The sequence below is a fragment of the Nonomuraea sp. NPDC050451 genome (genome assembly GCF_044458585.1).
The window spans coordinates 163054-182848 of the sequence record NZ_JBITHZ010000021.1; the positions used below are offsets into that span (position 1 = coordinate 163054).

Annotated in this window: 20 protein-coding genes; 14 read left to right on the top strand and 6 right to left on the bottom strand. The window is 70.6% G+C overall.

The genetic code is table 11. From position 1 onward, the window contains the following. Positions 1–17: 17 nt before the first annotated feature. Positions 18–1064 carry a DUF695 domain-containing protein gene (locus ACIBI9_RS43205; RefSeq protein WP_397231476.1) on the top strand — a complete coding sequence of 349 codons (1047 nt, stop codon included), beginning with the start codon at positions 18–20 and terminating at the stop codon, positions 1062–1064. A 19-nt stretch (positions 1065–1083) separates the two neighbouring features. Here ACIBI9_RS43205 and ACIBI9_RS43210 read toward each other — a convergent pair whose 3' ends face one another. Beyond that, a complete protein-coding gene (locus ACIBI9_RS43210) occupies positions 1084–2247 on the bottom strand; it encodes a cysteine desulfurase family protein (protein WP_397231478.1) in 1164 nt (387 codons plus the stop codon). A gap of 53 nt (positions 2248–2300) precedes the next feature. On the opposite strand from ACIBI9_RS43210, the gene ACIBI9_RS43215 reads away from it, so the two are divergent. The 13 genes from ACIBI9_RS43215 to ACIBI9_RS43275 all read left to right on the top strand — a co-directional run bounded on the left by ACIBI9_RS43215 (position 2301) and on the right by ACIBI9_RS43275 (position 14091). Then, positions 2301–2813 (top strand): TetR/AcrR family transcriptional regulator, encoded by a 513-nt coding sequence (locus ACIBI9_RS43215; protein WP_397231480.1) that lies wholly within the window; start codon positions 2301–2303, stop codon positions 2811–2813. Positions 2814–3290: 477 nt separating this feature from the next. Continuing rightward, positions 3291–4490: an MFS transporter gene (locus ACIBI9_RS43220; protein ID WP_397231482.1), complete on the top strand. Its 1200-nt coding sequence runs from the start codon at positions 3291–3293 to the stop codon at positions 4488–4490. A gap of 70 nt (positions 4491–4560) precedes the next feature. Then, entirely contained in the window at positions 4561–4980 is a 420-nt protein-coding gene (locus ACIBI9_RS43225) for a rhomboid family intramembrane serine protease (protein WP_397231484.1), read from the top strand. Positions 4981–5099: 119 nt separating this feature from the next. Then, the gene (locus tag ACIBI9_RS43230) at positions 5100–5999 is read left to right on the top strand and encodes an ATP-binding cassette domain-containing protein (protein WP_397231486.1); all 900 of its coding nucleotides are present in this window, start codon (positions 5100–5102) and stop codon (positions 5997–5999) included. Beyond that, the gene (locus ACIBI9_RS43235; RefSeq protein ID WP_397231488.1) at positions 5996–6760 is read left to right on the top strand and encodes a hypothetical protein; all 765 of its coding nucleotides are present in this window, start codon (positions 5996–5998) and stop codon (positions 6758–6760) included. The genes ACIBI9_RS43230 and ACIBI9_RS43235 overlap by 4 nt, the downstream gene beginning before the upstream one ends. Before the next feature lie 27 nt (positions 6761–6787). Next, positions 6788–7489 (top strand): response regulator transcription factor, encoded by a 702-nt coding sequence (locus tag ACIBI9_RS43240; protein WP_397231490.1) that lies wholly within the window; start codon positions 6788–6790, stop codon positions 7487–7489. After that, positions 7486–8946, top strand: a complete 1461-nt coding sequence (locus tag ACIBI9_RS43245) for a sensor histidine kinase (RefSeq protein ID WP_397231492.1) — start codon at positions 7486–7488, stop codon at positions 8944–8946. The genes ACIBI9_RS43240 and ACIBI9_RS43245 overlap by 4 nt, the downstream gene beginning before the upstream one ends. Positions 8947–9104: 158 nt before the next feature. Continuing rightward, positions 9105–10100 carry an RCC1 domain-containing protein gene (locus ACIBI9_RS43250; protein ID WP_397231494.1) on the top strand — a complete coding sequence of 332 codons (996 nt, stop codon included), beginning with the start codon at positions 9105–9107 and terminating at the stop codon, positions 10098–10100. 259 nt (positions 10101–10359) lie between these two features. Further along, complete coding sequence (locus tag ACIBI9_RS43255; protein WP_397231496.1) at positions 10360–10992, top strand: HAD family hydrolase; 633 nt, start codon at positions 10360–10362, stop codon at positions 10990–10992. A 61-nt stretch (positions 10993–11053) separates the two neighbouring features. After that, positions 11054–12235, top strand: a complete 1182-nt coding sequence (locus ACIBI9_RS43260) for a helix-turn-helix domain-containing protein (RefSeq protein WP_397231498.1) — start codon at positions 11054–11056, stop codon at positions 12233–12235. 345 nt (positions 12236–12580) lie between these two features. Next, positions 12581–12874 (top strand): hypothetical protein, encoded by a 294-nt coding sequence (locus ACIBI9_RS43265; RefSeq protein WP_397231500.1) that lies wholly within the window; start codon positions 12581–12583, stop codon positions 12872–12874. Further along, a complete protein-coding gene (locus tag ACIBI9_RS43270) occupies positions 12871–13416 on the top strand; it encodes a hypothetical protein (RefSeq protein ID WP_397231502.1) in 546 nt (181 codons plus the stop codon). The genes ACIBI9_RS43265 and ACIBI9_RS43270 overlap by 4 nt, the downstream gene beginning before the upstream one ends. Before the next feature lie 375 nt (positions 13417–13791). Continuing rightward, positions 13792–14091 (top strand): hypothetical protein, encoded by a 300-nt coding sequence (locus ACIBI9_RS43275; protein WP_397231504.1) that lies wholly within the window; start codon positions 13792–13794, stop codon positions 14089–14091. Positions 14092–14320: 229 nt separating this feature from the next. Here ACIBI9_RS43275 and ACIBI9_RS43280 read toward each other — a convergent pair whose 3' ends face one another. The 5 genes from ACIBI9_RS43280 to ACIBI9_RS43300 all read right to left on the bottom strand — a co-directional run bounded on the left by ACIBI9_RS43280 (position 14321) and on the right by ACIBI9_RS43300 (position 19792). Further along, the gene (locus ACIBI9_RS43280; RefSeq protein ID WP_397231506.1) at positions 14321–14596 is read right to left on the bottom strand and encodes a type II toxin-antitoxin system Phd/YefM family antitoxin; all 276 of its coding nucleotides are present in this window, start codon (positions 14594–14596) and stop codon (positions 14321–14323) included. A gap of 180 nt (positions 14597–14776) precedes the next feature. Beyond that, positions 14777–15730: an electron transfer flavoprotein subunit alpha/FixB family protein gene (locus tag ACIBI9_RS43285; protein WP_397231508.1), complete on the bottom strand. Its 954-nt coding sequence runs from the start codon at positions 15728–15730 to the stop codon at positions 14777–14779. A 19-nt stretch (positions 15731–15749) separates the two neighbouring features. Beyond that, positions 15750–16529, bottom strand: a complete 780-nt coding sequence (locus ACIBI9_RS43290; protein WP_397231510.1) for an electron transfer flavoprotein subunit beta/FixA family protein — start codon at positions 16527–16529, stop codon at positions 15750–15752. Positions 16530–16724: 195 nt separating this feature from the next. Next, on the bottom strand, positions 16725–17930 hold the full coding sequence (locus ACIBI9_RS43295; RefSeq protein ID WP_397231512.1) for a serine/threonine-protein kinase: 1206 nt from the start codon (positions 17928–17930) through the stop codon (positions 16725–16727). A gap of 35 nt (positions 17931–17965) precedes the next feature. Continuing rightward, a complete protein-coding gene (locus tag ACIBI9_RS43300) occupies positions 17966–19792 on the bottom strand; it encodes a serine/threonine-protein kinase (protein WP_397231514.1) in 1827 nt (608 codons plus the stop codon). Between the last annotated feature and the right edge of the window lie 3 nt (positions 19793–19795).

Sequence of the window (19795 nt, forward strand, 5' to 3'; positions counted from 1 at the left end):
CTGCGAGTATTCAGGCCATGCGACTGTTCGGGCGCAAGGGCGCAGACGACGAAGAGGCCGGCGACGGGATCGCCGAGTTCTGGGCGTGGTGGCAGGAGTCCAGGCCGGGGCTCGACTCCCTGGTCGCGAACGGCGACGTCGAAGGGCTTGAGGAGCGGCTGGCCCCGGCGGTCGCCGCGATCCACCCGGGGCTGGTCTGGGAGGTGGCCCCGGGCAAGGAGGCCGCGCACGCCCTGGTGGTGACCGCGGCGGGCGACCCCGAGCTGCGCTCGCTCGCGCACCGCTGGGCCAAGGCGGCGCCGCCGTCCGACATGCTGTGGGAGTACCACCCGTCGCGGCAGGCCAATCCGCAGGCCATGGACCTGACGCTCGACGTCGGCGGCTTCGAGTTCGCGCTCGACAAGCTGATGCTGGGGCTGCGGGTGCCGAGGGACCAGCCGCGGGTCGACGTGTCCGCGTACCACCCGATCTTCGGCGAGCTGGACGAGGACACCAGGATGGAGGCCACCCTGCTGGCCCTCGACTGGCTGCTCGGCGAGGACGACGTGGCCCGGTGGGTCGGGGAGATCACGCCGGCCACGTTCCAGCCGATCGACTCCGTGGCCGCCGTCCACCTGCCCGCCGTGGTCGCCGACGTGGCCTCGGGCTACACCGAGGAGGAGTGGGTGCTGCTCGAAGGGCAGACCGGCAGCGGCGCGCCGCTGGTCGCCACGGCCCGCCACCCGCTGCGGCCGGTGGACTATCCGCTGTTCGACCAACACATCGCGATCACGCTCCCGTACACCCACCGCGACGAGAACGGCCTGCCGGTCGGCGACTCGCTGACGGCGCTGCGCGACTTCGAGGAGCGGCTGGCCGCGCGGCTGCTCAAGCTGCGCGACGACGCGGTGCTGGCGGCGCACATGAGCGCCGAGGGGCATCGGATCATCCACGTGTACGCCGACCCGACCGGCGACGCGGCGATCCATGCGAAAGAGCTGATCGTCAGCTGGGAGGAGGGCGAGCCCCGGGTGGACGTGGCCACCGATCCGTCCTGGTCCGCCGTCTTGGCCTTCCTGACCTGACGCCCGGGCTGCCCGGGTCTCAGCTGAGGCCGGCTCGGCGGGCGCGTTCGACGGCGGCGGGGAGCACCTCGATCAGGCGGTCGACGTCGTCGCGGGTCGAGGTGTGGCCCAGCGTGAACCTGAGCGACCCCCGCGCCGCCGCCGCCTCGGCCCCCATGGCCAGCAGCACATGGGACGGCTGCGCCACGCCCGCCGAACAGGCCGAGCCCGTCGAGCACTCCACGCCCTTGGCGTCGAGCAGCATGAGCAGCGCGTCTCCCTCGCAGCCGGGGAAGGAGAAGTGGGCGTTGCCGGGCAACCGGTCGGCGGGGTCGCCGTTGAGCACCACGTCGGGGACGGCCTGGCGTACGCGCTGGATGAGCTCGTCGCGCAGCGACGTCAGGCGGCGGGCCAGGGCCTCCTGCTCCTTGACGGCGGTGCTGACGGCGGCGGCCAGCCCGGCGATGGCGGGCGCGTCGAGCGTGCCCGAGCGCACGTCGCGCTCCTGACCTCCGCCATGCTGCACGGAGACCGGCGTCAGCCCTCTGGCCAGCAGCAGCGCGCCGGCCCCCATCGGGCCGCCGACCTTGTGGCCGGTCAGCGTGAGCGCGTCGACCCCCGAGGCCGAGAACGACACGGGCAATTGCCCCACCGCCTGGACCGCGTCGGTGTGGAACGGGATGCCGTGGTCATGGGCGATGGCCGCCAGCACGTGAACGGGCTGGACGGTGCCGACCTCGTTGTTGGCCCACATGACGCTGATCATGGCCACGTCGTCGGGGTCGCGCTCGACGGCCTCGCGCAGCGTCTCTGGATGGACCCGGCCGTACTCGTCCACGTCGAGCAGTTCGACCTCGGCGCCCTGGCTGTCGGCCAGCCAGTGGGCGGGGTCGAGCGCGGCGTGGTGCTCCACGGAGCTGATCAGCACGCGCCGCCTCGGACGGCGCGACCAGTAGAGGCCCTTGATCGCGAGGTTGTCGGCCTCGGTGCCGCCCGAGGTGAACACGACCTCGCTGGGCCGGGCGCCGAGCGCGTCGGCGATCGTCTCGCGCGCCTCCTCGACCACCCTGCGCGTCCGGCGGCCCGCCGCGTGCAGCGAGGAGGCGTTGCCGACGCGTTTGAGCTGCTCCGTCATGGCCTCGATCGCCTCGGGCAGCATGGGCGTGGTAGCCGCATGATCAAGATAGGCCGACGGTCTGGTCACCCGATCAGGGTATCTCGTTTGCCACTGTACCGTCCGGACGGTACAGTAGAGGCATGCGAAGAGACGAGCTTTTGGACGCGGCAGAGGACCTGCTCTGCGATCAGGGCTCGTCCGCACTCACCCTGGCCGCCGTGGCGGACCGGGCGGGCGTCAGCAAGGGCGGCCTCCTCTATCACTACGGCACCAAAGAAGCCCTGATCAAGGGCATGGTGGAGCGCCTGATCGAGGACTTCGACCAGCTCATGGCCGCGCAGTCCGGGGAGACCTACACCGAGCGCTACCTGCACGCCACGCTGGCCGCCGTCCGCTCCGGGCGGCTGCGACGATGGGCCGTGGTCACGGGCGCTTCCGGCAACCTCTTCCTGCTCGCGCCGCTACGCGAGGCGATGGCCCGCTGGCATCGCGAGGGGTTGAGCGAGGAGCCGGATCCCCAGGCGTCGCAGATCGTACGACTGGCGTGTGAGGGGCTCTGGGACGTGGCCAGCCACGACCCGGAGCTCAACACGGAGGACGATCTCCAGGCGCTCGAGACCCGGATGAAAGCGCTGCTCAAACCCCCTTCCTGACCCCCTGGCCCGCCCATGCGGGCCCTTCTGCCGCCTTCCCGACTGCTCGCTCGGACGACGGCCGGTACGGCGCCGCCCCGACCGGGAGCGCCTCCGGCTGGAGCGCGTCCTGCTCAAGGCCGCGCTCCCGTCCGAGCCGATGCCCGGACCGGGCCGCGGACCTGCCAGGCACGGGACGGCACCCGACCACCGCCCGACCCAGGCGCACGCCGCCGACCCGACCACTCGGCCTCGGCGCCGGGCTTGGCCTCGGGCGCCCGGCCAGAGACCCGGCCCTCAGCGCTCGACCTGGGCGCTCGGTGCCGGGAGCGGCGGCCTCGGCCGGTGACGGTGCTCGGTACGAGCGGGTCAGAACCCTTCAGCCGAACCCCTCAACCCCTCGACACGAGCTCGCTCCGGCCACCCGGCGCGACGCTCGGACGTGGGACGGGCGGCAACGAGACCTAAACAGTGCGAATTCTTGTGAGGAGTTAAGCGATGACCCGTTCCCTGAGGAGTGCCCGTTACGGGGCGGTTCTGACGTTTGTGTTGGGCGGACTGATGGTGGGCACCATGACGGTGCGCATCCCGGCGTTGACCGACAAGCTCGGCCTGTCCGAGTCGACGGTCGGCGCCGTCCTCCTGGTGTGGGGCCTGGGCGCGCTGGTGACGATGCAGTCCATGCGCCGGATCATGGCCCGTGCGGGCAGCCGGGCCGTGCTGCGGATCGGCGGGCCGCTCACCGCGCTGGGACTCGTGGCCGTGGCGTTCGCCCCGAACCTCCCGTTGCTCATGGTGGCCGTGGCGTTCTTCGGCATGGCGTTCGGCACCGTGGACGTGGCCATGAACGCCCAGGGCTCCACGGTCGAGCAGGCGTACGGACGGCCGCTGATGAACGGCATGCACGCCGGCTGGTGCGTGGGCGCCATCTCGGCGGGCGCGCTGGGCAGCCTGGCGATCGCCGTGGGGCTGCCGTTCACCGCCAACGTCGCGCTGATCGGCCTGATCTCGCTGCCCGTCATGGTCCTGATCGGCCGTACGTACCTGCCCGAGCCCCCGGCGGCCGGGAACACGACGGCGGCCCGCCGGCGCATGCCGCCGATCGTCTACCTGCTGGGCGCGATCATGTTCTTCGCGTTCATGGTCGAGGGCACGGTCGCCGACTGGAACGGCCTCTACATGCGGAACGAGTTGGGTGCCCCCGAGGCGCTGGCCGCCCTCGGCTACCCGGTGTTCGAGGCGGGCATGCTGATCGCCAGGCTCACCGGTGACCGGCTGCGGACCAGGTTCGGCGTCCGGGGCATGCTGACCGTCTCCGGGGTGGCGACGGCCGGGTTCTTCGCGGTGGTGCTGATGGCGCCGGCGGCGCTGGTGGCGGTGTTCGCGATGTTCTTCGTCGGGCTCGGCGTGGCGACGATCTCGCCGCTGACCCTGTCGCTTGCGGGCACCGCGACCGACTCCCCAGGACCGGCGATCGCCCAGGCGGGCGCCATGGGGTACGCCGGCCTGCTGCTCGGGCCCGTCGTGATCGGCTTCATCTCGGACGCCACGTCACTGCGTACCGCGCTCGGCATCGGGGTCGTCCTGGGCGTGCTCATCGCCGCCGCCTCCCGCTTCCTCCCCCGCAGCGAGCCGGCCACGCTCACCCCGGCCGCCGTCACGCTCACGGACCGCGAGCCCGTCGAGGTCGCGGCCTGACATTTGTCACCGTTCAGCCTCGTACATAGGCCACTGCCCCGTTCAGGGCCGCCGTGCGAGGCTGATCGCCATGTTCAAGCCGTACACCACAGCCGTGGTCCTCGTGATCACGGCGGTCCCCAGCCTCCTCCAGTTCGCGATCCCCGGCCTGGAGCCCGCCCTGATGCGGGACCCGGCGGCGATCGGCGGGGGTGAGTGGTGGCGGCTGGGGACGGCGCTGGTGGTACAGGACAGCGGCCTGCTGGGCACCCTGTTCAACCTGGTGTGCCTCGCCGTGCTCGGCTACTTCGCCGAGCGGACGTTCGGCCCGGCCCGCTGGCTCACCCTGTACGCCGCGGGCGCCGTGGCCGGGGAAGCGGCCGGATATCTACTGGGCCGCGTTGACGGACCTCCACGGGGTCGCGCTGCTGAGTGGCATCATCGTGGGATGGATCTTGAAAGGAACGTACCCTTCGACGTCCAGGCGTACGAAGCCCGCGTGACGTCCTAAGAGTTCTCTGTGGATCCACGGCAGGCGGCGGCGCGCACGCCCACGTGGGGGCGCCCCGGCTCACAGACAACTCACAGACTCCTCAGAACTCCCCCAACCACCGCCCACACGCTGGACCCATGATCCAGCTCGACGGACTGACCAAACGCTACGGCGACGTGCTCGCCGTGGACGATCTCACCTTCACGGTGCGCCCGGGGCTAGTCACGGGCTTCCTGGGCCCGAACGGCGCGGGCAAGACCACCACGATGCGCATGATCCTCGGCCTCGACCTGCCCGCCTCGGGCACCGCGACGATCAACGGCCGTGCCCACCACGAGCTGCGCCACCCGCTGCGCGAGGTCGGCTCGATGCTGGAGGCGCAGGCCGTGCACCCGAGGCGCAGCGCGTACAAGCACCTGCTCTACCTCGCCCAGACGAACGCCATCCCCGACGTCCGCGTCGCCGAGGTGCTGGACCTGGTCGGGCTCACGGCGGTGGCGGGCAGGAAGGCGGGCGAGTTCTCGCTGGGCATGGGGCAGCGGCTGGGCATCGCCGCGGCGCTGCTGGGGGATCCGCCGGTGCTGATGCTCGACGAGCCGGTCAACGGCCTGGACCCCGAGGGCGTCCTGTGGATCCGCACGCTCATCCGCGGGCTGGCCGCTGAAGGGCGCACGGTGCTGGTGTCCAGCCACCTGATGAGCGAGATGGCGGTGACGGCGGACCGCCTCGTGGTGATCGGCAAGGGCCGGCTCATCGCGGAGGGGGACGTCGGCGACTTCACCGAGGGCGGGGCGGCGGTGTTCGTACGCACGCCCGACGCCGCCTCCTTCGCCCGGCGCCTGGAGCTGTCCGGCGCCCACGTCCAGCCAGGCGGCGCCGACGAACTGCTGGTCACCGGCATGACGGCACCCGACGTAGGGCGGCTCGCGGCGGCCGAGGGCGTGCCGCTGTTCGAGCTGGCCCCCCGCCGTGCGTCGCTGGAGGAGACGTTCATGGAGCTCACGCGGGAGAGCGTCGAGTACGGGGTGGCACGATGATCGACGCTGGGGTGCTGAAAGCGGAGTGGACCAAGTTCAGCAGCATCAGGTCCACCATGGTGCTGTCGGTGGCAGCCGCCGCCGTCGCGGGGCTGCTGGGGTGGCTGTTCAGCAGCACGGCCGCCAAGGAGTACGCCACGGCCACGGCGCAGGAGCGGCTCGACTTCCAGCCGCTGGACCTGGGCATGCGCGGTGTGTTCATCGTGCAGCTGCTGGTGGCGGCGCTGGGCGTGCTGGTGGCCTCCTCCGAGTACGGCTCCGGCACGATGTGGGCCAGCCTGGCCGCCGTGAGCAGTCGCGGCCGGTTGCTGGCGGCCAAGTGCGGGATCACCGTGCTGACCGCGCTGCCGGTGAGCGTGGCCGCGGTGTGGCTGATGTTCGTGACGAGCCAGATGACGCTGTCCGCGGGCGGAGCGCCGTCGGTCATGCCGGGCGATCCTGTCGCGCTGCGGCTGCTGCTGTTCGGGCCGCTCGTGCTGACGCTCCTGGCGCTGTTCGGCCTGGCACTGGGCGTCCTGCTGCGCGGCACGGCCGCCGCCGTGAACGTCAGCACCGCCTTCCTCCTGCTCCCCGTCATGGCCGGGGCGTCGCCCGGTTTCCTGCGCGATCTCATCGGCGTCTACTGGCCCAGCATGGCCGCTCTCCAGTCCGTCTCCGGGAAGTCCGAGCTGCCGGGGGCGCTGGGGTTCGGGCTGCTGGTCGGGTTCGTGGCGGCAATGCTGGTCGCCGCGTACGTCCAGCTCAAGAATCGCGACGCCTGACTACGCTGGACCGGGGAGGTGCCTCTCGTGGGAGAACGGCTGCTCGTGGTCGACGACGAGCCCACCGTCAAGGAGCTGCTCTCCGCGACGCTGCGATTCGCCGGCTTCACGGTGAGCTCGGCGGAGAACGGCGCGCAGGCGCTGGAGTCGGCCCGGCGCGACCCGCCGGACCTGGTCCTGCTCGATGTCATGCTGCCTGATCTGGATGGGTTCGAGGTGATCCGTCGGCTGCGGAGCCTGCCCAGGGGCGGCGGGCGGCCCGGTCCGGTGCCGGTGCTGTTCCTCACGGCGCGGGACGCCACGGCCGACAAGATCAACGGGCTGAGGCTGGGCGGCGACGACTACGTGACCAAGCCGTTCGACCTGGAGGAGCTGCTGGCCCGCATCAGGGCCATCCTCCGCCGCACGGGCGCGGCCCCCGACGATTCCACGCTGGTGGTCGGGGACCTCGAGGTCGATCCCGACGGCCACCAGGTCACCAGGGCCGGGCGTCCGGTACGGCTGTCGCCCACGGAGTTCCGCCTCCTGCTCCACCTGGTGCTCAACGCCGGGCGCGTGCTGCCCAAGTCCCAGATCCTGGAGCACGTGTGGCGCTACGACTTCGCCGGCGACACGAGCATCGTGGACACGTACGTGAGCTACCTGCGGCGCAAGCTCGACGCCGGCGAGCCCAAGCTGATCCACACCGTCCACGGCGTCGGCTACGTCCTGCGCAAGCCCCAACGATGATCGGCCGGCTGTCGCTCGCCGCCCGCCTGCTGGCCATCGCGGTCGCACTGCTGGTGGTCGGCCTGGTGGTGATCAGCTCGGTAGTGCTGCGCCAGCTCGAGACCCAGCTCATGACGCGCGTGGACGCCCAGTTGGAGCCGATGGGCAAGGCGGCGTCCGCGATCCCGCCTGACCTGGTCGTCAAGCTGTCGCGCAGCCCGATCCCGACCGGGCAGTTCGACCTGATGGGGAAGGGGTTCGTGGCCTACCTGGCGGCGGACGGGTCCGTACTGCGCGAGCTCGGTGAGCTCGCCGGGCCCACGCTGCCCCGGCTCGACAGCGCCGCGGTGGCGGCCCGCGCCGGGCGGCCGTTCACGGTGAACGGCACGGACGGCGAGGAGTGGCGGGCGGTGGCGCTGCCCCGTGCGGGCATGAACGGCCCGCGCCCCGGCTCCGGCGGCAGGAGCCTGGGCCCGGCCGATCACACCGCGGTGGTGGCGGCGGTCTCGCTCGCCGAGATGCACACCACGGTCGACCGCCTCCGGGTGGCCTGCCTCCTCACCGGCGCCGTCCTGCTCGGCGTGCTCGCGCTCGTCGGCGGGGTCGCCATCAGGGCCGGGCTGGCGCCGCTGCGCCGGGTGGAGGAGACGGCGGCGGCCATCGCGGACGGCGACCTGACCAGGCGCATGCCCGAACCGGCCGGCCTGTCCACCGAGGTGGGCCGGCTGGCCCGCTCGCTCAACAAGATGCTGGCCCAGATCGAGCAGGGCGTCGCGGCGAAGGTGGAGTCGGAAGCCAGGATGCGCAGGTTCGTGGCGGACGTCAGTCACGAGCTGCGCACCCCGCTGTTCGGCATCAAGGGCTTCTCGGAGCTGTACCGCATGGGCGGCACCGAGGCGGGGCCCGCGCTGGCCCGCATCGAGAGCGAGTCGGGGCGCCTGGCCCGGCTGGTGGAGGATCTGCTGCTGCTCGCCAGTCTCGACGAGAGCGACGGGCCGGGGCTCGACCTCACCCCCATGGACCTCCGTACGCTGGCCGCCGACGCCCGCCACGACTTCGCCGCGCTCGCCCCGTCCAGGCCCATCGCCTTCACCGGCCCTTCCGGCGGCCCGGCGGCATCCGCGCCCGTGCTGGGGGACGAGGCCCGCCTGCGGCAGGTGGTCAGCAACCTCGTCGGCAACGCCATCACCCACACGCCCGCCGGCACCCCGGTGCGGATCGGCGTCGGAACGGAGGGCGGGGAGTCGGTCCTGGTCATCGAGGACGAGGGGCCTGGGCTGAGCCTCGAGGAGGAGGCCCGCGTCTTCGACCGCTTCTACCGCGCGGACGCCTCCCGCGCCCGGGCGACGGGGGGCGCGGGGCTCGGGCTGGCGATCGTCCGCTCCATCGTCACTGCTCACGGGGGCCGGGTGGAGGTCCGCTCCTCGCCGGGCAAGGGCGCGGCCTTCCAGGTCCGCCTCCCCACGACCGACCGCTGACCGGCCCGGAGTCCCCGGCCGGAACGGAAGAAGAACGGAAGATCGGTTTCGTAGCGTCCTCAGGCATCGGCCATGACCAGGCGGGAGAAGCGCTGACCGAGCGCGCCGGTGCCTGGCGACGGCGCCGATTCACGCCGGGTTCATGCCATGGAGGCTTCGTGATCAGTAGACGTCAGCTCATGCGTACGGTTGCGGTCGGCCTGCCGACCGCCGTACTGGGCGGGACGGTTTCGCAAATGTCCGCTGCGCACGCGCACTCACGGACGAAATCGAACACAGCCGAAGTCCGCGAGCCGCAGTCGTGCGCTCCGGGCAGCGGCAAGATCATCCAATGGGGTCCGGCCAGCGCCCCGGCAGTACCCGCGGCCGGTCTGTCGGGAGTAACCGCCGTCTCCACCGGGGCATGCGCGAACCTGTACAACCTCATGCTCAAGGACGGGCGGGTGACCACCTGGGGAAACTTCAACCTCAACGACACCAACCAGCAGAGGTTGTCCCGAGTGCCTGTCGCGGCGACCAAAGACGTCACGGCGATCGCGACAGCCGGCACGTATTCCTTCGCGCTCAGAGACGGTGGCGTAATCGTCTGGGGCGGCACCCACGACGGCCAGTTATCCCTCCCGGAAACGGCGAAATCCGGTGTCACCGCAATCGCCGGCGCGAATGGCGGAAGCTCGTACGGCCTCTTTCTCAAGGACGGCGGCGTCATCCAATGGAATGGATATGTCGCCCTTCCTGACGAGGCGAAGGAGGGCATCGTCGCGATTTCCGCCCGGCAACATGCTCTTGCGCTGCGGGAGGACGGCCGCGTCATCACGTGGGGGCCCAACCTCCCCGCGAACCTGGCGGTGCCCGCCGAAGCACAGTCCGGTGTCACCGCCATCTCCGCGGGCGGCGGTTTCAGCCTCGCCCTCAAGAACGGCGCCGTGATCGCATGGGGCGACAACAAGTACGGGCAACTGGAAGTCCCGTACGAGGCACAGTCCGATGTCGTCGCGATCTCCGCCGGGAACTTGGCCAGCATGGCCCTGACCGCCAGCGGCAAGATCGTCACGTGGGCCTACAACTTCTACGGGCAACTCGACATCCCCGAGGAGGCGCAATGCGGGGCGAGCGCCATCTCGTGCGGGTACGTCTGCATGGTGCTGCTGTGACGGAACTGCGGGACTGAGTCGTCCCGGCCGCGACGGGGGCTGGCCGGGACGACACCACCCTCGCCTGGATGGAGGCCGGCGAAGAGATCCCGCTCACCTCGGACGAGCCCGGCAGAGCGCGCCGGGCCCGATCGTGTGGTCAGCGGCCTTTGGCTGCGGAAATGCCACAAACGGCGGCTGGTCCGGCCGAGCCGGGCCGAGAGCAGTCCGCGATGGGTTACGGTCTCCGCCCTCGAGGGGTGCCTCTTAGGCTCAGCATGTGCTGACCTTCGCCTTCGACGTCGGAGAGACCATCATCCGCGACGACCGATACTGGGCGGCGTGGGCCGACTGGCTCGACCTCCCCCACCACACCCTGTCCGCCCTCGTCGGCGCCGTCGTCGCCCAAGGCCGGGACAACGCCGACGCCCTACGCCTCCTCCGCCCCGGCATCGACCTCGAAGCCGAGTACGAGGCGCGCGAGGCCGCCGGGCGTGGCGAGCGCATCCAAGAAGACGACATCTATCCCGACGTCCGCCCTGCCCTGATCGCGCTCCGGGCGGCCGGCCACCGCCTCGTGATCGCGGGAAACCAGACGACGCGGGCTGCCCATCTGCTGCGCGCGCTTGATCTTCCGGTCGATGCGATTGCCACCTCTGGTGAGTGGGGCGTCGCCAAACCTGACCCGCGCTTCTTCGACCGGCTGGTCGAGTTCGCCGGAACCCCGCCGGATCGCATCGTGTACGTCGGCGATCATCCGGCCAACGACGTCGCACCGGCCAAGGCTGCGGGCCTGCGAGCCGCGCACATTCGCCGCGGCCCGTGGGGTCATCTGTGGGCGGACACCCCTGCCGCCGCAGCGGCCGACTGGCGGATCAGCACGCTTTCCGAGCTGGCGGCGATCGTCACGTAAGCCTGGGCAGATCTGTCACGAGGCGACTACAGTCCGGGAAGAGCCTCGCACTGGAGCCCTAATGTCTTCAGCCCCCCACAGCGGGATAGGCCGGCGCATCGCCTACCACCGGAGCGTCACCCGCCTCACGCAGCAGCAACTGGCCGACGCTGCCGACATCCATGTCGGGACGCTACGGAAAATCGAACGCGGAGCACGTGGGGCAAGCGATGGGGTCGTGGAGTCGATCGCGGCCGCGCTCGGCATCGACCCGTCGCTACTGCTGGCCGATCGGGCGCAAGCGAGCTCCCGCATCAAGGCCGCGATCCCCGCGCTGTCGGCCGCAATCGCGGCCTACGACGTGCCTGACGATGCTCCCGTACGCGCACTGCCCCTGCTTCAGGGCGCCGTCGCCGAGGCGGTGACCTGGCGGCTCGCCGCCCAATACGTGCAGATCACCCGCCACGCGCCCAGTCTGCTCACCGAACTGTTCCGCGCGCTGCAGGCCGCTCCGCCCCGGCATCAGCCCGATGTGGCCCGGCTCGTCGCCTCCGCGTGCCGGTCGGCCGACGCCGTCGCCTACAAATTCGGCGCCCACGATCTGAGCGCTCGACTCATCGATCTGATGCGGTGGGCAGCGGGGCAGACCGATGACAGCCTCCTCGACAGCATGGTCGCGTATGTCCGCACGGAGACATTCTTCGCTGCTCACGCGCACGAGCACGGCCTGCGCGCCCTGGAGGTCGCGCTCGACTCCGCAGCTTCGCCCGGCAGCGCGGCCTCCACAGCCGCTCGAGGCGCCCTCCACATGCGGGCCGCGGTCCTCGCGGGCCGGGCCGGCGACGTCGACTCGGCCCACACGCATCTCGCCGAGGCCCGCCGCCTCGGCGACCAGGTGCCGGAGGCGGTGTACAGCGGCACCGCTTTTGGACCGTCCTCGGTCCGCATCCACGAGGTGTCCGTCGCGGTCAGCCTCGGCAGCGAGCATGTGCACCGCGCCCTTGAAGTAGCCCGAGAGTGGGCGCCGCCACCGGAGCTGCCCGCCGAGCGGCGCAGCGGTTTCTACATCGAGCTGGCGCGCGCCCAGCTCTGGTCGGGCCTGCCCGACCACGCCTTCGAGTCGCTCAAGGTCGCCAGGAAGATCGCGCCTCAGCACACTCGGGACCACCGTTGGGTCCGCGAGAACGCCGCCACGCTGCGCAGGCTGAAGCGCGCCGACGCCAAGAGTCTCACCAGCTTCGCCGAGTGGTGCCACGCGACCTGATACCGAGCTGACCCACACTGGGTCACTTCCGCCTGCCCGCAGATCCCACTATCTGACTGTCACGACGACAGCGAGATGGGGTCAGTATGGCGGAGCCAGGAATATCCGGCGTCTCCAGGCCGATTCTCATCCACGACACCACCAGCATCGCCCGCCTGCACGGCCTTGCCTGCATCAACTGCGGCGCCGAGACAAAGCGCCTGCACGCTGTGGGAAGCGTGTCGCATCGAGGCCGCCTGTGGCCCGTCGTCGCCTGCGATCTCCACGTCCGTCTGTATCCGCCCCCGGGCCAGACGACATCACCGCTGGCCCGGGAACTTGATCAGGAAGCGAGGCTCCTGACCCATGACTGACGACATCGCCGAACGCCGAACTGGCCCCATGAACCCCTACGACGGATTCTTCTCCTGGTCGGCCCAAGACCAGAACGGCCGTGGTGCGTGCGGCGTCACCAACGAGCCCGCCCGTGCTGAGGCCCGGCTGAACGCGGCCCTCGACACCCTCGAAGCGGGCGCGGTCGGCGTCGTTGAGCTGGTACGCCTGGACCGGGAAGCCAGCCAGCCCGCGTACGTTCACGGCGCGGTTCTGTTGCGCTCCCGTCGCCGGGACACGCTTCTCGAGGTGGTGACCGAGCGATGACCACCACCGCGTCAAGTGAGCAGACGGTCATGAGGACGCCCAAGGAGGTGGGAAACCGTATCGAGATCGCAAGGATGGAACACAGCCCCGGGACGACGCGCCGCTACGCCAGGCATTTGCTGGGCCGGCAAGGGGTGACGGTTGGGGTGGTGCTTTCCGGCTCGGTGGCGTTGGTCAAGCTCGACGGCGACCCCTACGACTTCCCGCAGGGTTGCCGACGCTGGGCGGTGCATTGGCGCGACCTCGACGTGATTGAGCCCGCAGCGCAAGGCACCAGGGAAGGGGCCATTCCCTACCGCGTGGGTCTGTCGCTGGCCAAAGGCAGAGCGCTCCAGCATGCGGTCATGCTGAACCAAGATCCGCATGAGCTGGGCGAAGAGGTCATTGAGCCGGACCATGGCCAGGCTTTGTGTGGAGAGCAGGTCCGCTGTCCTCCAGTATGCGGGTGGTCCCTGCAGTTCCTGCCCACGGTGGCCGCAGCATGTCCCGCTTGCGTCGAGCAGGTGGTGGGCTCACAAGCCGAACGAGAGGAGGCTCGGTGATGGCGTGGCGTCCTGTCCAGCGTGAAGGGAGCTGCCCCCATCGCTGCGCTCATAGACGGCAGCAACGCGGTTGAGGCTCCTCACGCCGCCGCGGGTTGAGAGCCCGCGTTGCTGCCCACTCTTCCCCCTCCATGCCGATGCCGCCGACGGGGTAGGGCATCCCACATGAGTCTTTCATCCCGGGAACCGCGGCTACTGGTCACAGCTTGATCGCGGGTCCCACGTCGGCCTGATGACACCGCAGTCCCCTGCAGACGGGTTGATCATCACAATTACCACCATCACAACGACGGTCGGCGAGTCCGCTCTTGACTGTCAGCCGGCTACTTCAAAACCCCGAGTTCCTATCACACTATGTGTCACACAATTGACGGCATGGCCGCGAGATCCGAGAAGCAGCCGAAGCTGCCGCCAGAGGGCGTGACCGTGTCGGCCGACACCATGGTGCGCAAGACCGTGACGTTGCGCCGTTCGACCGTCGCACGGGTGGAGGCCCGCACTGGTAGCCGCGACTTCTCCGCTTACGTCGATGGAGCGGTGGCTCGCCAGCTCGCCATGGACGATGTTCAGGACGCTTTGGACGAGGCCACCACCTGGCTGGAACCGGTTAGCGACGAAGCGATAGCCGAGGCCGAGCGAGCGTGGAGAGAGTCCGAACGTTGGCGACGCGGGTAACTCGCCCAGATGTCCAGCGAGGCACACGCGTCAGAGACAGCCTCGTCGATCGCGATCAACTTGAAGCGTTCGGCGAGTTGGTACGGGTCGAGCGGGCGGACGGATGTGTCGGGATCGCGAGCATGGAGCACCCCGGAGGCTGAGTTCCCCGAGCGTCACCACCGACATCCCCTACGCGAACCGACTGGCGTCGAAGCACGCCGCTGCCAATCTGCTGAAGCTCGACGTATCAATCAGCGCGCGCTTGCGCGCCCCACGGCAGATCGTCCGTCGTCTCGATGAGAGCGTCCCGAAGGTCGTCCGTCAGGCCAGCCCTATCAACGTCGAGACCGATCAGTTCGGTACCGATTTCCACCGCGGAAATCCAGCGGCGACGACAAGAGACTGGAATGATCTTCGCAACCTGTCGATTGTCCCGGAGAACTTCAATCTCCTCGCCGGACCCGACGCTCCGCAGCACCTCAGCGGTGTTGTTGCGCAGTTCCTGAGCACGAATGACAGTCATGCCATAACTGTGGGCAAGTGGCTACGCCCAGCAACAGCTTCTCCCACTTCGTATGCCTGTCGCGCACGGAATCGGCTGCCGAATCGGCGAAGCGGGTTTTAGGCGGGGGTTTGGGGGGCCGCGCCCCCCAATGTCACAGCCTGAGCGCTATAGCGCGAAGACCATGCTTTCCCCCTGCCGCTACTTGCGCTTGTTGATCTCTTCGGTGAGCTGCGGTACGACCTGGTGGAGGTCGCCCACCACGCCGTAGTCGGCCAGCTCGAAGATCGGGGCCTCCGGGTCCTTGTTGATCGCGACGATCGTCTTGGCCGTCTGCATGCCGGCCCGGTGCTGGATGGCGCCCGAGATGCCCGCCGCGATGTACAGCTGCGGCGAGACCGTCTTGCCCGTCTGACCCACCTGGAACTGGTGCGGGTACCAACCGGCGTCCGTGGCGGCGCGGGAGGCGCCGACGGCGGCGCCGAGCGAGTCGGCCAGGCCCTCGATGATCGAGAAGTTGTCGGCGGAGCCGACGCCGCGCCCGCCCGAGACCACGATCGCGGCCTCCGTCAGCTCCGGCCGGGCGCCCTTCTCCTGCTTGACCCGCTCGACGATGCGGGCCGCCTTGGCGGCGTCGGACAGGGTGACCGACACCTCCTCCTCGGCGCCGGCGGCGGGGGAAGCCGCAGGGGCGGTCGAGTTGGGGCGTACGGCGACGATCGGCGTGCCCTTGCTCACCTTGGACTGCACGTTGGTGCCGCCGCCGAAGATGGACTGGTCGGCCACGAAGCCCTCGCCCAGGCCCACGGCGTCGGTGATGACGCCGGAGTCGGTCTTGACGGCGAGGCGCCCGGCGACCTCCTTGCCCTCGGAGGTGGCGGCCACGAGCACGGCGGCCGGGGACTTGGCGGCGACGAGCTGGGCGAGCAGCTCGGCCTTGGGCGCGACCACGTAGTCGACGATGTCGCTCGACGGAGCGACGTAGATCTTGTCAGCGCCGTACTCGGCGAGCCTGGCCTTGGCCTCGGCCGTGAGGCCGGGGCCCGCCCAGACGGCGGAGGGGGTGCCGAGCGAGCGGGCCAGGGTCAGCAGCTCCAGCGTGACCTTCTTGACCTCGCCTTCGACCTGCTCGACGAGAACGAGAATCTCCGACATATCAGCAAAACTCCCGTTCTCAGATGAACTTCTTGGACGCGAGGAAGTCGGCGGCCTTCGCGCCACCGTCGCCCTCGTCCTTGACGATCGTGCCGGCCGCGCGCGGCGGGGCGGCGGCGAAGTCGACGACCGAGGACCACGCGGCGGCCAGGCCCACCTGGGCGGCGTCGATGGAGGCGTCGCCGATGGCCAGCGTCTCGACCGGCTTCTTCTTGGCGGCCATGATGCCCTTGAACGACGGGTAGCGCGGCTCGTTGATCTTCTCGACCACGGAGACGACGGCCGGCAGCGCGGCCTCGACCTTGTCGAAGCCGTAGTCGGTGATGCGCTGGATCGCGATCGAGGAACCCTCGACGTCGACCTTGTTGGCCAGCGTGAGCTGCGGCGTGCCGAGGCGCTCGGCCAGCATCGCGGCCAGCACGCCGGTGCGCGCGTCGGTGGACTCGGAGCCCAGGATGACCAGGTCGAACCCGATCTTCTTGAGCACCTGCGCCATCGCGTACGAGGTGGACAGCGCGTCGGAGCCGTGCAGCGCGTCGTCGCTGAGGTGGACGGCCTTGTCGGCGCCCATGGCCAGCGCCTTGCGGATGGTCTCGGTGGCCTTGCCGGGGCCCATGGTGAGCACGGTCACCTCACCACCGTGGGCCTCCTTGAGCCGCAGCGCTTCCTCGACCGCGTACTCGTCAAGCTCGTTGACCACGCCGTCGACGGCGTCGCGGTCGAGCGTCTTGTCATCGGACCGCAGCTTGCGCTCGGTCGCAGTGTCGGGGACCTGCTTCACGCAGACGACGATGTTCATGGCCGGTGGCCGACCTCCCGTGTTCGCGTGCGCCACCGCCTCGTTGCGGCCGGCGCCGAATGCAATGCTGTCCAGACTGCCAGGTGCCCACCGGGCCACTGACAGAGGGTCTGCCCTAGCTTTCGCGAGTTATGTTACCCGTGGGTAGCTTAACTGCAAACCCGCAGCTACCCACTATACAGAACTTTGTTCGGTCTAGGCGGACAGCAGGAACACGACCCCCACCACGAGTGCCGTACCCGCGAACAGCGCCAGCGTGAACGTGCTGAACACCGCCGCCAGCCCGAAACACAGTCCCACGGCCCCCGCCACGCTGACCAGGTCCGTGATCATGCGGCTGCGCCGGAACAGGCCTTTCGAGAGCAGCGCCACCCCGGCGTCGGCCACCACGACCAGCGCGTACGCCGCCAGCAGGAACAGCGCCACCTCGGGCAGCGGCTCGCGGGCGGCGGCGGCCAGCAGCGACACGAACAGCCCCGAGCCGATCAGCCAGCGCCTGCGCACCTTCTCCCGATGCCTGGCCCTGGACTCCTCCACCGACCTGCGCGGACGCTCCTTGCCCGGCCGCCACTCCCTCGTGGTCAGGTCGTCGGCGGCGCCCACCGCCCGGGGCTGGACGTGGCGTACGTGGGAGACCGGCTCGACCCCCAGCCTGGCGCAGAGCTGCGCGGCCGTCGGCCGCGCGGCGGGGTCGGTGGACAGGCACTCGCGTAACAGCGACGCCAGCCACTCGGGCACGCCCTCCAGGTCGGGCGAATGGTGCACGACCCGGTAGGCCACCGCGGAGGCGGGCCCCTGCCCGTACGGCTGCCGCCCGGTCGCCGCGTACGCCAGCGTCGCCCCGAAGGAGAACACGTCGGCCTCCATGCCCGCGCTCTTGCCCTCCAGCACCTCGGGGGCCAGATAGCCGGGCGTGCCGACCACGGCGCCGGAGGCCGTGACCGACAGCGAGTCGAGCGCGCTGGCGATGCCGAAGTCGATGACGACCGGCTCGCCGTCGGCCATCATCACGTTGGCCGGCTTGAGATCGCGGTGCACCACGCCGGACTCGTGCATGGCGAGCAGCGCGTCGGCCAGCCCGGAGGCCAGCCTGCGCAGGTCGGGTACGGGCACGGGCACGGCGCTGAGCGGGCGGCCCTGGACGTAGCGGGTCACGAGGTAGGGCCGGTCGTCATCGAGCGAGGCGTCGAGCACCTCCGCCACGTGCGGCCCGCCGACCCGGCGCATGGTCTCAACCTCGCGCGCCAGCCGGGCCAGCGCCCCGCCGTCGGCGGTGACGTGGGGGTGGAGCACCTTGACCGCGACCGTCCGGCCCTCGGCGTCGAGGGCGAGATGAACCTCGCCGAACCCGCCAGCCCCGAGCTTCGAAAGAAGCTCATATGGGCCGAGGTGCTCGCTCATACCTCATCTCTCCCCCCGAGAGCCCATGGGGACACTCAGGACCAGGGAGTCAGGAACCCCAGCCCGAGGTCGCTGAGCAGGCTGTCGATCAACCCGGTGATCAGCCCGACCGTGCTCTGCCTGGCGTTGCTCGCCAGCTCGTCGATGACCGACTCCGGCGCCCGCCACGGGTACCACACCGCGTCCTGCCCCAGCGCGAACATCACCGCGAACAGCGCCGCCGTGCCCACCAGCACGACCGCTACCAGCGCCGCACCGGGGCTGCGCAGCACGCCGGTCAGCGTGCGGGTGACGGCCTGGCGTGGCGCGCCGCCGCCCGGCAGCACGAACAGCCCGGCCGCGAAGGCGCCCGACGCGAACGAGGCCGCCTCGTTGACGCTCATCCCGCCGACCCAGTGGAGCAGGCCCCAGACGCACAGGCCGAACAGCAGCGCCAGCGGCACGTGCACGGCCGTCACGAGCGCGGACTTGACCAGCGCCCACGGCGTGCCGACGACCGCCAGCAGCGGGTCGGCCGAGCTGCTGCCACGCATCTGGCGCCGCTTGACCAGGTCGCCGAAGAGGTATTCGCCGAGCCGCAGCACCAGCGCGAGCGCGACGGCGATCGCGCCGACCATGACCGGCATCATGACGGTCAGCGCCACCAGCGTGACCAGCAGGAGCAGGCCCACGACCTGGCTGCCGAACAGGTATCTCTTCCGCTCGGACGGCGGGGTGTACTGGGGCGGCGGCGTGTACGGCCTGACCTGCGACGGCGAGGTGGGCGGCGGCGCCGGGTAGCCCGCGACCCGCTGGTCGGTGCGGGGCATCGGCGGCCTGGCCGCGACCGGCGCGGGCACGTAGGGCGGCGGCCGCTCCTCCCGGTACGGCCGCTCCTCCCGGCGCGTAGGTGGCCGTTCCTCCCGGCGCGTGGGCGGCCGCTCCTCCCTGGCCGGGGGCGGCGCGGTCTTGCCGTACTCGACCGGCGGCAGCAGGTCGGAGAACGTGTCCATGGTCCGCGTGCCGCTGCCCATGCGCTTGGTGCCGGTCGGCCCGTCGAAGGACGTCTCGTTGAAGGTGGTCACGGCCGGGTCGAGCGCCCTGGCCATCCGCAGCAGCTCGTGCGCGCTGGGCCGGGAGGCGGGGTCGACCTGCAGCGCCCTGCCGAGCCAGCCGCGCAGCCACGCGGGCGCCTTGTCGATCTGCGCCCGCCCTTCCATGATGTTGAAGCAGACCGCCTCGAACGTTCCCGTGCCGAACGGCGGCGCCCCCGTCGCGGCGAAGAACACCGTCGAGGCCAGCGCGTGCACGTCGGCCGCCTGGGTGATCTCGGAGTCGCGGATGATCTCGGGCGCCAGATAGCCCGGCGTGCCCACGAACATGCCCGTCTGGGTCAGCCTGGTCGCGTTCACCAGGTGGGCGATGCCGAAGTCGATGACCAGCGGCTCGCCGTTGACCAGCATGACGTTGGACGGCTTGAAGTCGCGGTGGATCACGTCGGCCGTGTGGATGGCCACCAGCGCCTGGCAGAGGCCCTGGGTGAGCCTGATGACCTCGCGCGCCTCCAGCGGCCCGTCGGCCAGGACGGTGTCCTCCAGCGTGCGCCCGGGGGCGAAGCGCGTCACGACGTACGGCTGGCCGCCCACGAGCTCGGCGTCGATCACCTCGGCGACGTGCGGGCTGCGCACCCGGCGCATGGTCTCGACCTCGCGGGTCAACCGGTCGCGGGCCTTGAGGTCGGCGGCCACGTGCGGGTGGAGAACCTTGATGGCGACTTCGCGGCCCTCACCGTCGAGACCGAGGTGGACGACCCCCATGCCACCTTCGCCGATCTTCCTGACCAGCCGGTACGGGCCCAGCCGTTCTGGTGCTTGGGTGCTCATCGC

Coding starts and splice junctions, on each gene's coding strand:
- ACIBI9_RS43220 (WP_397231482.1), top strand. CDS start 3,291: ATGACCCGTTCCCTGAGGAGTGCCCGTTACGGGGCGGTTCTGACGTTT.
- ACIBI9_RS43280 (WP_397231506.1), bottom strand. CDS start 14,596: ATGACTGTCATTCGTGCTCAGGAACTGCGCAACAACACCGCTGAGGTG.
- ACIBI9_RS43215 (WP_397231480.1), top strand. CDS start 2,301: ATGCGAAGAGACGAGCTTTTGGACGCGGCAGAGGACCTGCTCTGCGAT.
- ACIBI9_RS43290 (WP_397231510.1), bottom strand. CDS start 16,529: ATGAACATCGTCGTCTGCGTGAAGCAGGTCCCCGACACTGCGACCGAG.
- ACIBI9_RS43230 (WP_397231486.1), top strand. CDS start 5,100: ATGATCCAGCTCGACGGACTGACCAAACGCTACGGCGACGTGCTCGCC.
- ACIBI9_RS43235 (WP_397231488.1), top strand. CDS start 5,996: ATGATCGACGCTGGGGTGCTGAAAGCGGAGTGGACCAAGTTCAGCAGC.
- ACIBI9_RS43300 (WP_397231514.1), bottom strand. CDS start 19,792: ATGAGCACCCAAGCACCAGAACGGCTGGGCCCGTACCGGCTGGTCAGG.
- ACIBI9_RS43265 (WP_397231500.1), top strand. CDS start 12,581: ATGACTGACGACATCGCCGAACGCCGAACTGGCCCCATGAACCCCTAC.
- ACIBI9_RS43270 (WP_397231502.1), top strand. CDS start 12,871: ATGACCACCACCGCGTCAAGTGAGCAGACGGTCATGAGGACGCCCAAG.
- ACIBI9_RS43225 (WP_397231484.1), top strand. CDS start 4,561: ATGTTCAAGCCGTACACCACAGCCGTGGTCCTCGTGATCACGGCGGTC.
- ACIBI9_RS43285 (WP_397231508.1), bottom strand. CDS start 15,730: ATGTCGGAGATTCTCGTTCTCGTCGAGCAGGTCGAAGGCGAGGTCAAG.
- ACIBI9_RS43260 (WP_397231498.1), top strand. CDS start 11,054: ATGTCTTCAGCCCCCCACAGCGGGATAGGCCGGCGCATCGCCTACCAC.
- ACIBI9_RS43245 (WP_397231492.1), top strand. CDS start 7,486: ATGATCGGCCGGCTGTCGCTCGCCGCCCGCCTGCTGGCCATCGCGGTC.
- ACIBI9_RS43275 (WP_397231504.1), top strand. CDS start 13,792: ATGGCCGCGAGATCCGAGAAGCAGCCGAAGCTGCCGCCAGAGGGCGTG.
- ACIBI9_RS43295 (WP_397231512.1), bottom strand. CDS start 17,930: ATGAGCGAGCACCTCGGCCCATATGAGCTTCTTTCGAAGCTCGGGGCT.
- ACIBI9_RS43205 (WP_397231476.1), top strand. CDS start 18: ATGCGACTGTTCGGGCGCAAGGGCGCAGACGACGAAGAGGCCGGCGAC.